General features: G+C 60.9%; 10 protein-coding genes. 7 read left to right on the top strand and 3 right to left on the bottom strand.

Features of this window, described 5'->3' with window-relative positions:
- Positions 1-97 precede the first annotated feature (97 nt).
- The gene (locus ACYYKW_RS22290) at positions 98-1270 is read right to left on the bottom strand and encodes an MFS transporter (RefSeq protein ID WP_090282605.1); all 1173 of its coding nucleotides are present in this window, start codon (positions 1268-1270) and stop codon (positions 98-100) included.
- Between the two features lie 241 nt (positions 1271-1511).
- Here ACYYKW_RS22290 and ACYYKW_RS22285 point away from each other — a divergent pair, with 241 nt between their 5' ends.
- From ACYYKW_RS22285 to ACYYKW_RS22270, 4 genes are all read left to right on the top strand, one after another.
- Positions 1512-2312: a glucose 1-dehydrogenase gene (locus ACYYKW_RS22285; protein WP_090282604.1), complete on the top strand. Its 801-nt coding sequence runs from the start codon at positions 1512-1514 to the stop codon at positions 2310-2312.
- Positions 2305-4131, top strand: a complete 1827-nt coding sequence (locus ACYYKW_RS22280; RefSeq protein ID WP_464991178.1) for a glycoside hydrolase family 15 protein — start codon at positions 2305-2307, stop codon at positions 4129-4131. The genes ACYYKW_RS22285 and ACYYKW_RS22280 overlap by 8 nt, the downstream gene beginning before the upstream one ends.
- 309 nt (positions 4132-4440) lie before the next feature.
- Positions 4441-4830: a hypothetical protein gene (locus ACYYKW_RS22275; RefSeq protein WP_090282602.1), complete on the top strand. Its 390-nt coding sequence runs from the start codon at positions 4441-4443 to the stop codon at positions 4828-4830.
- Positions 4831-4926: 96 nt separating this feature from the next.
- Positions 4927-5814: an alpha/beta fold hydrolase gene (locus tag ACYYKW_RS22270; RefSeq protein ID WP_093102940.1), complete on the top strand. Its 888-nt coding sequence runs from the start codon at positions 4927-4929 to the stop codon at positions 5812-5814.
- Here the strand turns inward: ACYYKW_RS22270 and ACYYKW_RS22265 are convergent.
- On the bottom strand, positions 5783-6766 hold the full coding sequence (locus tag ACYYKW_RS22265; RefSeq protein ID WP_093102943.1) for a GlxA family transcriptional regulator: 984 nt from the start codon (positions 6764-6766) through the stop codon (positions 5783-5785). The two genes, ACYYKW_RS22270 and ACYYKW_RS22265, sit on opposite strands and share 32 nt — an antisense overlap.
- A 91-nt stretch (positions 6767-6857) precedes the next feature.
- Between ACYYKW_RS22265 and inhA the strand changes: the two genes are divergently transcribed.
- From inhA to ACYYKW_RS22250, 3 genes are all read left to right on the top strand, one after another.
- Positions 6858-7544: an isonitrile hydratase gene (gene inhA / locus ACYYKW_RS22260; RefSeq protein ID WP_464991177.1), complete on the top strand. Its 687-nt coding sequence runs from the start codon at positions 6858-6860 to the stop codon at positions 7542-7544.
- Between the two features lie 350 nt (positions 7545-7894).
- A complete protein-coding gene (locus ACYYKW_RS22255; protein ID WP_464991176.1) occupies positions 7895-9460 on the top strand; it encodes a methyl-accepting chemotaxis protein in 1566 nt (521 codons plus the stop codon).
- 444 nt (positions 9461-9904) lie between these two features.
- Positions 9905-10603, top strand: a complete 699-nt coding sequence (locus ACYYKW_RS22250) for a hypothetical protein (RefSeq protein ID WP_090282597.1) — start codon at positions 9905-9907, stop codon at positions 10601-10603.
- Positions 10604-10822: 219 nt separating this feature from the next.
- Here the strand turns inward: ACYYKW_RS22250 and ACYYKW_RS22245 are convergent, their stop codons facing one another.
- Positions 10823-11188: a DUF6124 family protein gene (locus tag ACYYKW_RS22245; protein WP_464991175.1), complete on the bottom strand. Its 366-nt coding sequence runs from the start codon at positions 11186-11188 to the stop codon at positions 10823-10825.
- Between the last annotated feature and the right edge of the window lie 957 nt (positions 11189-12145).

Below are 12145 nucleotides of genomic sequence, written 5' to 3'. Positions count from 1 at the left end.
TGTAGGAGTGAGCCTGCTCGCGATAGCGGTGTATCAGTTACTGCACCAACATCTGACACACCGCTATCGCGAGCAGGCTCACTCCTGCAAAGGCGATCTATTTCAAATGACGGAAGCTCTGCACCGCAGCGCCGAGCACCACTGCCCCCGCGGCAATCGCCAGCCAGAAACCGCTGCGCGCACCGAACGCATCGACCAATGCCCCGGAGCCTGCCGCGCCAATTGCCACACCAATGCTCAAACCGGTGACCAGCCAGGTCAGGCCTTCGGTCAATTTGGCCGGCGGCACGATGCGCTCGATCAAGGCCATCGCCACGATCAGTGTTGGCGAAAAGAACAACCCGGCCACGAACATTGCCACCGACAAGCTGACAATATTGCTCGCCAGCAACAACGGTAACGTGGTCACCGCCGTCGCCACCCCGCCGTACAAAAACAAACGCGGCAACGGCAATTTCGAACGCATCGCGCCGAAGGCGATGCCCGCCAGACACGAGCCGATCGCATACACCGACAACACGATGCTCGCCGCCGCCGGTTGCCCCTGGTGTTGCGCGAACGCGACGCTGACCACATCGACCACACCGACGATCACGCCCATGGCGATCATCAGGGCCAGCAGCAGTTGCACGTCGGTCGAGGCGATGATCGAGCCGTGATGTTCAGACGCATGCGCATGCACCGGCGGCTCGGTGCTGCGCTGCGCGACGAATGCGCTCACACCTATTGCCAGTGCCAGCAGCGCCGCCAACGGTCCCGCTTCGGGAAACACCGCCACGCACAGCCCCACTGACAATGGCGGGCCGACGATAAAACACACCTCGTCGAGCACCGACTCCAGCGCATAGGCAGTCTGCAATTGTGGCTGACCGCGATAGATTTCGGTCCAGCGCGCCCGCACCATCGCCGACATGCTCGGCATGCAACCAGCCAGCGCGGCAAAGACGAACAGCGTCCAGCTCGGTGCCTGTAACCGCGTACACAGCAGCAACAGCAACAGGGCCCCGCCACCGATCAGCGCCGACAACGGCAGAATCCGCCCCTGACCGAAACGGTCAACCAGCCGCGACACCTGCGGTGCGCAAAACGCCGTGGCCAGGGCAAACGTCGCCGCCACGCCGCCGGCCAGCGCATAGCCGCCCTTGAGTTGCGAAAGCATGGTGATCACGCCGATACCGGTCATGGAGATCGGCATGCGCGCGATCATCCCGGCCAGCACAAAATTTCGCGCGCCGGGAGCGTTGAACAATTCGCGGTAAGGATTTGCCATCGGTTGCTGCCTCATCAAGGGCCGACACGTTGCCATAGGCTCGCGGCGCGGGGGAAGCGCGCAATTGTTGGTGGAATGTGAAAGGCCGCTCTCACCTTGGACTTGCGGTGTACACCAACCCTGTGGGAGCGAGCCTGCTTGCGAAGACGCCGGCAAAACCATCCCGACATTTGCGCCAAATGAACTCTGGCGCCACACCACCAGTCAGCTAGGTAAGCCCTCACTCAAGGCGCAACTTTCCATGCAGATTTCCCTCGCCCGACAAGTCGCGATGGTCACCGGTGCCAGCTCCGGCATCGGCCACGCCTGTGCCAAAGCTCTCGCCGCAGCCGGCGCCGCGGTCGTCATCAACTACAACAGCAACGCTGAACCTGCAGAAGAACTGGCCCGGCAGATCATTGCCGATGGCGGTCAGGCGCTTGCCATCGGCGCCGATGTGTCGAAGGAGGATGAGGTCGAACGGCTGTTCAGCGAAACCCTCGACGCCTTCGGTACGCTGGACATTCTGCTGGCCAATTCCGGGTTGCAAAAGGATGCGCCAGCGGTGGACATGACGCTGGAGGACTGGAACACGGTGATCGGCGTCAACCTCACCGGCCAGTTCCTCTGCGCCCGCGCCGCCCTGCGGATTTTCAATCGTCAGGGCATTCGCGAAGGCGTGTCGCGCGCAGCCGGCAAGATCATTCACATGAGTTCGGTGCATCAGCGCATACCCTGGGCCGGGCACGTCAATTACGCGGCATCCAAAGGTGGCGTCGATCAGTTGATGCAAACTCTGGCGCAAGAAGTCAGCCATCAGCGCATTCGCATCAACGGCATCGCGCCGGGGGCGATTCGCACGGCGATCAACGCCAAAGCCACCGCCGACGACGCCGCAGACAAACTCCTCGAACTGATTCCCTACGGCCGTATCGGCGATGTCGAAGACGTCGCCAATGCCGTGGTGTTTCTCGCCTCGGATGCCTCGGACTATATCGTCGGCACCACCCTGTTCATCGACGGCGGCATGAGCCTCTATCCGGAGTTTCGCGGCAATGGCTGAGCATTCTCTGGAACGACAAAGCGCCATCGATGCTCACGGCATCATCGGCGACATGCGCAGCGCCGCGCTGATCAACGACCGCGGCAGCGTGGATTTTTTCTGCTGGCCGGAGTTCGACAGCCCGTCGATTTTCTGTTCATTGCTGGACACCCCCGAAGCAGGAATCTTCCAGCTCGCGCCGGACTTGCCGGACGCACGCCGTGAGCAGATTTACCTGCCCGACACCAACGTCCTGCAAACCCGCTGGCTGAACGAACGCGCCGTGGTCGAAATCACCGATCTGCTGCCGGTGGCCGACAACCCGGACGATTTGCCGGTGTTGCTGCGCCGCGTGCGGGTGGTCAGCGGTGAGGCGACGTTTCATATGCGCTGCGCCGTGCGCCACGACTATGCCCGCGCCGACACCCGTGCGCACATGGACGGGCAAACCGTGGTATTCCGCGCCGAGGGTCAGCCGTCACTGCGCCTGGCCGCCGATCAGCCGCTGAGCATCGACACTGAAGCGGCGGTCGCCAGCTTCACCCTGACCCACCAGCAAAGCGCCGAATTCATCCTCGGCGCCGAAGACGATCCGCGCTTTCAGGACGGCGCAGCGCATTTGTGCCTGCAACGCACCTTGCAGTTCTGGCGCGGCTGGATCGGCCAGTCCAACTACCGCGGGCGCTGGCGTGAAATGGTCAACCGCTCGGCCCTCGCGCTCAAGCTGCTGACTTCGAGACGCCACGGCGCGATCCTCGCCGCTGCGACTTTCGGCCTGCCGGAATCACGCGGCGGCGAACGCAATTGGGACTATCGCTATACCTGGATCCGTGACGCCTCGTTCACTGTGTACGCGTTCATGCGCCTGGGTTTCGTCGACGAAGCCAACCACTACATGCAATGGCTGCGCGGGCGCGTCAGCGATTGCTGCGGCAAACCGATGAAGCTGAACATTCTGTACGCCATCGACGGCCAACAGGAATTGCCCGAGACCGAACTCTCGCACCTGTCCGGACACGGCGGTGCGCAACCGGTGCGCATCGGCAATCAGGCTTACGATCAGATCCAGCTGGATATTTTCGGTGAGCTGATGGATGCCGTGTATCTGGTCAACAAATACGGCGATGCGATTTCTCACGAAGGCTGGAAACATGTCTGCGAAGTGGTCGGTCAGGTGTGTGAGACCTGGCAGACCAAGGACGTCGGCATCTGGGAAATGCGCGGTGAGCAGCACCACTTTCTGCACTCGCGGCTGATGTGCTGGGTTGCGCTGGACCGGGCTATCCGCCTGGCTTCGAAACGCTCGCTGCCCGCGCCTTTCAGCCAATGGGACAAGACCCGGCAGGCGATCTACGCTGACATCTGGGACAATTTCTGGGACGAAGAACGCGGGCATTTCGTGCAGTACAAGGGCGGCACCGCGCTCGACGGCTCGATGCTGCTGATGCCGCTGGTGCGGTTTGTCAGCGCCAAGGACCCGCGCTGGTTGTCGACTCTCGAAGCGATCGAGAAGAGCCTGGTGCGCGACGGCATGGTCTACCGCTATCGCAACGACGACAACAACATCGATGGTCTGACCGGCACCGAAGGCGCCTTCGCGGCGTGCTCGTTCTGGTACGTCGAATGCCTGGCCCGCGCCGGGCAGGTGGAAAAAGCCCATCTGGAATTCGAACAACTGTTGCGTTACGCCAACCCGCTGGGCCTTTACGCCGAAGAGTTCGACAGCCATGGCCGGCATTTGGGCAATACGCCGCAAGCACTGACGCACCTGGCGCTGATCAGTGCGGCGAGCTTTCTTGATCGCAAACTGAGCGGAGAAAAGAGCAGCTGGCAGCCGTAAACAGTCGATTCTTCGCTACAGTTCGTCAGACAAATCGCTGCTTGAACGCATTTTGCCAAAGTCCGTCCTACACTCGTTCAACGCCTGCTAGCACTGCACGTCACCGCCGCTCCCCGCGGCGGTGACGTTTGGCGGCAGTGTGTGTAAAACGAGGCCGCCTGAAAACTGACAAATTGCAGGTAAGGCTTCCTCGGTAACTTGCACTTACACCCCGAAATACCTTGTTGCCAGCCGTTACATCCGCCCCTAACATCCAGCGCAACGGGCCAGCGGAGCTGTCCAACAAAACCCGAAATTCAAGGAAGCAGAATGTCCCGAACTATTCAACGCAGCATCGACTCCCCTCTTCGCACCGGCCTGACCCGCAGCGAACTCTGGGAAGACACCGACCAGGGTCTGATCAAGTGCTGGGAAGTCGGCCGCCAGCGCGCCGTACGCTTTCCGCAACTGGCCCTGCAGTGCCTGGACGGCGAATTGCCGGTACTTGGCTGGAAAGGTGGCGTCAGTCGCAGCCTGAAAAAACTCGAGAAGTACGGCTCGCTGAAATACCTGGCGCAGTGGCAAGGACTGCGCGGCGAGGACTTGAATATCGATCTGAACGCCGAACATTCACTGACGTGCACGCGCACGAAAATGGTGGTGACGTTTACCCCGGATCGGACGAAGTATTTCAATCAGGTGGCAGAAGTCGAGGCTTAGAGCCTGGTTGGCATGCGTCTCGTCGGTTGAGTCGAGCCGAGCAGGCTGACCGCAGGTCCAGAGTTCTTGAATGCGATTGAAACGGAGTGGTCAATCATGATCGAAACCGTGCTTACCCCAACCCTGACCATCGCCTACGAACAGCACGGACCGGCCGACGGTGCGGCGGTGATTCTGCTCCACGGCTTCCCATACTCTCCGCGCGCCTATGACGAGGTCGCTCCGGCACTTGCCGCACAAGGCTATCGCGTCATTGTGCCGTACTTGCGCGGTTATGGGCCGACCCGGTTCAACAGCGAGCAAACACTGCGCTCTGGCCAGCAAGCCGCCATGGCGCAAGACCTGCTCGATCTGATGGATGCGCTGGGCATCGAGCAGACGATGCTTTGCGGTTACGATTGGGGCGGTCGGGCGGCGTGCATTGTCGCGGCGCTCTTTCCGGCACGCGTGCGCGGATTGGTCAGCGGCGACGGCTACCTCGTGCAGGACATCGCCCACTCGAATCAGCCGTTGGCCCCCGACGACGAGCATCGGCTCTGGTATCAGTATTACTTCCACACGCCGCGTGGCGCCGAGGGTCTGAGGCAAAATCGCCGAGAGTTATGCCAGTTGCTCTGGCGGCTGTGGTCGCCGACATGGTCGCGAAGGGACGAGCGCTACCCACTGACCGCTGCCGCTTTTGATAATCCTGATTTTATCGACGTGGCGATTCATTCCTACCGGCATCGTTTCGGCTACGCGGCGGGCGATCCGGCACTGGAATGGATGGAAGAGGCGCTTGCCAAACAACCGGTGATCAGCGTACCGAGCATTTCACTGTGCGGCGCCGATGATGGCGTTGGTCCCCCTTCGGCGGTCGATGCCGATGCCGAACATTTCAGCGGCTTTTATCAGCGGCGCGTATTGGCCGGCGTCGGGCACAACATCCCCGAGGAAGCGCCGCAGCAAACCCTTAAGGCAATACTGGATCTGTTGCGGCGCTGACTGAAAACCGCTCGCGATACGCCTGCGGTGTCACGCCAATGGCACGGAGAAAACTGCGCCGTAGCGTCTCTTCACTGCCAAACCCGCAATTGGCGGCGATGCGTTTGACCGGCAGGCCGGTGTCGCAGAGCAAGCGCCTGGCAGTTTCCACGCGGATCAGTTCAATCGCCCGCGCCGGAGTCTGGCCGGTGTCGGCGCGGTAGTGACGGACGAAACTGCGTTCGCTCATGCCGGCCTGTTCGGCCAGGGTCGCAATGCCAAGATCGCAGGTGAGGTGTTCGGCGATCCAGGCATGCAGTTCATCGAAGCGATTGCCCTGATTTTGCAACGACAGCGTCACGCTGAATTGCGATTGTCCGCCGGGACGCTTGAGGAACACCACCAGATGCCGGGCGACGTCGAGGGCGATGTCGCGGCCGAGGTCTTCTTCGACCATCGCCAATGCCAGATCAATGCCGGCGGTGACCCCCGCCGAGGTCCAGACCGGGCCGTCATTGATAAAGATCGGGTTGGCCTCGACGTGCAGATTCGGATGCTGCTGCGCCAGTTGCTCGCAGCGGGTCCAGTGGGTTACCACGCGGCGGCCGTCGAGCCAGCCGCTGGCCGCCAGCAGAAACGCACCGGTACACACCGAGGCCACGCGCCGGCACTGATTGCCGTGCTGGCGCACCCAGTCGACCAGTTCCAGATCTTCAGCGGCGGGATAGATGCCCCAGCCACCGGCGATGATCAAGGTATCGCTGGGCTCGCTCGGCAAGGGTTCGGCCAACACTGCCAACCCCGCCGACGACATCACCGCCCCGCCGCCGCTGGCAATCACCGTTGGCGCATAGGGGATTGGCACCCCGCGCTGGCGGGCCAGGTCATTGGCCGAGGCAAACACCTGCAACGGCCCGGTGACGTCGAGGATCTGCATGTTGGCAAACGCGAGCACGTGAATGGCTTTGGGCATTTTGGCGTAATTCGTGGGGTGATTGGCGTATGCGCCAGAACCTACGCGCCTACAGTGAGGCCGTCCAGCCCTTTTCATGAGAGTAAGCACGATGACTTTGCAGATCGGTTTTCTGTTGTTTCCACAGGTTCAGCAACTCGACCTGACCGGCCCTTACGACGTACTCGCCTCGCTGCCTGGCGTGCAGGTGCATCTCGTCTGGAAGGATCTGATGCCGGTCACCGCCAGCACCGGCCTGCTGTTGAAACCGACCACCACGTTCGAGGATTGCCCGGATCTGGATGTGATCTGCGTGCCTGGCGGTGGCGGCGTCGGGCCGTTGATGGAAGATGAGCAAACCTTGAATTTCATCAAGCGCCAGGCCGCTCAGGCGCGTTACGTGACTTCCGTTTGCACCGGTTCGCTGGTGCTCGGCGCGGCAGGCCTGCTGCAAGGGAAACGCGCGACCACGCACTGGGCGTATCACGATCTGCTGCCGACACTGGGCGCGATTGCGGTTAAGGATCGGGTGGTGCGTGATGGCAATCTGTTTACCGGTGGCGGGATCACAGCGGGGATCGATTTTGCCCTGGTGCTGGCCGCGGAACTGGTGGATGAGGACACGGCGCAACTGGTGCAGTTGCAGCTGGAATATGCGCCGGCGCCGCCGTTCAACGCGGGCAGCCCGGACAGTGCACCGAGTGCGATCGTCGATGAGGCCCGCCTGCGCGCCGCGCCTTCGTTGAAGTTGCGTAAGGAAATTACCGAGCGCGCAGCAGCGAAACTCAACGTGCGCTGATTCTTCGTCCGACACCGTTCCCTGTAGGAGTGAGCCTGCTCGCGATGGCGTTGTGTCAGTCAATATAAATGTGGCTGACATACCGCCATCGCGAGCAGGCTCACTCCTACAGGGGACCGCGGTTGATCGTCACTGGGGGCAGCACACGGTTATCGCCGCACTTCGATGCACTCGCCCCGCCCCCGTGTAAAAAATCCTTCGAGAAACCAGTCACGGATTGCCGATGCGTATCCGATGCTGGCCAATTGATGCAAGCGCTGTTTTGCGACGCCGTACTTAAATCTGAAAAAAAACTTCAATAAAAACCTGTCAGCGCCGACAACCTTTCAAAGCCTTGCGGATTGAACAACATGCGTAATAACCAGCCCATCACACAACGCGAACGGACTTTTCCGGCACAGCAACGGTTGATTTCCACAACCGACGCCAAGGGCGTGATCACCTACTGCAACGACGCTTTCGTTGAAATCAGCGGGTTTTCGCGTGAGGAGCTGATCCGTGCGCCGCACAATCTGGTCCGTCACCCTGACGTGCCGTCGGCGGTCTTCTCGCACATGTGGGGCACATTGAAACAAGGCTTGCCATGGATGGGCATTGTCAAGAATCGCTGCAGATCCGGTGACCACTATTGGGTTAACGCCTACGTCACACCGGTGTTTGATGGCAGTCAGGTGATCGGTTACGAGTCGGTGCGCGTCAAGCCCACCGCCGAACAGATCCGCCGCGCCGAAGCGCTCTACCAACGCATCAACCAGGGCAAGTCGGCGATTCCATCCACCGATAAATGGCTGCCGATCCTGCAGGACTGGCTGCCGTTCATTCTGGTCAGCCAGTTGAGCTTCATGATCGGCGCGACGCTGACCTCGCAATGGGGCTTCGCCCTCGCCGCCGCGCTGTCGGTGCCGCTGGGCCTGATGGGCCTGCAATGGCAGCAACGCGGGCTCAAACGCCTGCTGCGCCTGGCCGAACAGACCACCTCCGACCCGCTGATCGCGCAAATGTACACCGACAGCCGTGGCGCACAAGCGCGTCTGGAAATGTCGATCCTCAGCCAGGAAGCGCGCCTGAAAACCTGCCTGACCCGCCTGCAGGACACCGCCGAACACTTGACCGACCAGGCCAAACAGTCCGACGCCCTGGCGCACAACAGCTCGACGGGCCTGGAGCGCCAGCGCGTAGAAACCGAACAGGTCGCCACCGCCGTCAACCAGATGGCCGCCACCACCCAGGAAGTCGCCAGCCACGTACAACGCACCGCTGACGCCACCCAGGAAGCCAATCGTCTGACCGGCCGCGGCCGCGACATCGCCGGCGAAACCCGCGAAGCCATCCAGCGCCTGTCGGTGGTCGTCGGCGAAACCGGCCTCACCGTGACGCAACTGGCCAAGGACAGCGACGAAATCGGCGGTGTGGTTGATGTGATCAAAGGCATCGCCGACCAGACCAACCTGCTCGCCCTCAACGCCGCCATCGAAGCGGCGCGCGCTGGCGAGATGGGTCGCGGCTTCGCCGTGGTGGCTGACGAAGTACGCCAACTGGCGCAACGCACCAGCGAATCGACCGGCCAGATTCATGCGCTGATCGCCAAGCTGCAGCAGACCGCCTCCAGCGCCGTGCAAACCATGGAAGCCGGGCACCGCCAGGCCGAAGAAGGTGTCGCGCGGGTGCTGGAAGCGGATCAGGCACTGGTCGGCATCAGCGAAGCAGTCGCCAACATCACCGACATGACCACCCAGATCGCCGCCGCGACCGAAGAGCAAAGTGCGGTGGCTGAAGAGATCAGCCGCAACATCAGCAACATCTCGGAACTGGCGGACCAGACCTCGGAACAGGCGCATAACTCGGCGTTGCTGAGTGAAGAACTGACCAAGACGGCCAATACCCAGTATTCGTTGGTGGAGCGGTTCAACCGCTGATCAAGGCTGGAATGAAAAAACCCGGATGGCGTGAGCTTCCGGGTTTTTTCTTTTTTTCGATCTGGAATTTGTGAGGTCTGGCAAGCCGCCATCGCGAGCAGGCTCACTCCTACATTGGACTCGCGGCGACCACAGATCAGGTGCCTGACACCGATCCCCTGTAGGAGTGAGCCCGCTCGCGATGAGGCCCTCTTTGCCGACGGCGATCTCATTCAAGCAATGCAGACACTGCCTACACTTGCGCCAGAATCCGGCCCCGGCCTCCTGTAGGAGTAAGCCTGATCGCGATAACGCCTTTTATGCCTCCCAGGATCATCACTCCATGTCCAGTCGCTTCCGAGCGTTCTCGAGGGCGATAGTGGCACATTAATATGCATCACCCCTTCAGAATTCCTGCATGCGGACGACAACCTCGGCAAATCCGTTCCTTGTTGTGAGTCCTTCATGAAGAAGTTCGCTGTCCTGATGTTCGCCGTTCTGTTCCTGGCCGGATGCGCCAACCAGAAATTCAAGCCCGAATACCGTACCCAGATCCACACCGTGAAAATCCTCCCGGTGTCATGGAAACCGCGGGAAATGAGCTATATGGGCCGCGAACAAGCATGGGGCGCCGCCATTGGCGCAGGCGTCGGCACCGGCGTAGGTCTGGCGGCGGGCGCTGGCAAAATCGGTACGGCGGCACTCGGCGGTGCCGGTTTTGCCGCTGGTTTGAAGGCCGGCGACCTGGCTTCCATGTCGACCGTCGATGCGATCCTGTACAACATGGAAACCGCCAATATCAACCTCGGCGACCTGGTGAAGAAGAGTTTCGAAGAAAAACTCGCCGCCAGCGGCCGCTTCAAAATCGTCGGCGACAACGAACCGGCGGACGCGCAGATTGAACTGACCGTATTCAACTGGGGCTTCGCCCTGACCCAAGGCTTCAGCAGCGTGGTTTACCCGACCATCGCGGTCAGCGGCGTGATGAAGCGCAGCGACGAGTTGATCTGGCAGCGCAACGAACCGATCACCGCGTTTAACGGCGCCAACACCTACGGTTACGAGCCACTGCGCTATCGCACCGAACCGGAACTGGTACGCACCGCGTTGACCGGTGTTTCGCAGATCGTCGGCGACTATCTGGTCAAGGATTTGAACGAGTAAGGATAATGGCGCTGCGCTGAGCTGCGCCACACGCAATTCCCCACGCTGCTGGCCCGCTATTTCCTCAATGCCGACAACCAGGTCACCGACGGAGTCTGGCAAGCCGCCATCGCGAGCAGGCTCCCACTTTGGAACTGATCGGCATCACATTTTCCTGTACGACGACAATCCCCTGTGGGAGCAAGCCTGCTCGCGAGGAGGCCATTACAGCCAGCGAAATTATTGAGGCAACTTCAGCTTATCCAGCAGTCGATTGACCAACAGTTCGTTGAGCATGATCACCTGTTGCAGCGCCAGCAGTGGTTTACGCTCCGGGCCGCCTATCGAGTGGGCGATGTTGCCGGCCATCGCATGAGCATATGAAAGCGACGCACTCGCCTCTACCAGCAGGGTTTCGTCATCCAGCGTCGGGTCGACGAGATAAACCGGGCGATTTTTTGGCGAGGTTGGCGCAGCCGCCAGGTCTTCGGGTTTGAGGTAGTAATCGAGGGCGCGGTCGGTGGCTTCTTTGACCCTTTGCGGGGTCAGCGCTGGGTCGTGGGGGATTTGGTCGGTGACGGGTGGGTTGGGTGTGATTTTGAACATGGATGAAACTCCTATCGCAGTTTAGGAAGCCATCACGCTCGCTACCAAACGAGTGGGTGGTGGCCATACGCGGGTTGGTAGACCGGCTGCAATAGGAACCCGGCGCTCACGAATGAGCCCCACGCATGACCACCATAAATAGAGCCTCGATAGAGAAGCTTCAATCAGGTGTCGCCACACGGCTATTACAGACGGGCTACCAAACCCGATCACTGATTTGCAGTGACCGACAAACGATATAGCCCGCCCCATAGCCGTGTAAGCCGGCGGATTCTGGCGTACGCGTAGGCAACGGCGCAAGGAGTTGTAGCCGGGATGGCGTAACGGATCGTGTAGTTTAAACGCGGGCATCCGACGATGTTTAAGTGCTGGGATCACCTCTGACAGGCTGGTTGGTTTGATGTCGTTTGAGCGAGAGCTTTCGCGAGCAGGCTCGCTTGTACACATTTGGACCGGGTACATCAGTGGAGGATTGGTCGGCTCGGAGGTCGCCATCGCTGGCAGGCCAGCTCCCACGGGGATTGAGTCCAGCCGGTAGATAATCGTTGGTTGTCAGGGCTTCATCGCGAGCAGGCTCACTCCTACAGTTGGATTGGGTACATCAGTGGGGGATTGGTCGGCTCGGAGGTCGCCATCGCTGGCAAGCCAGCTCCCACAGGGATTGAGTCCAGCCGGTAGATAATCGTCGGTTGTCAGGGCGTCATCGCGAGCAGGCTCACTCCTACAGTTGGATTGGGTACATCCGTAAGAAACAGGTCGGCTGTCAGACCGCCTTCGCGAGCAAGCTCGCTCACAAAAGCAAAGCAGTGCAACTGCCCGCGGCGAAGCCGCACCACTCAACAATGAGCGTTAGCTCGCGTGCTTTTGATCTTGACTCACCGGCGACGTCGGAAGGCTGAGTGGAGGGATTGATCCGGGCGTGGGAGCGCAGCGACCGTCTGGCGCAGCCAGACACAG

The sequence above is a fragment of the Pseudomonas sp. 15C genome, assembly GCF_055484735.1.
The sequence above is the reverse complement of the archived record's forward strand: the minus strand, read 5'-3'. Positions and strand labels throughout refer to the sequence as shown.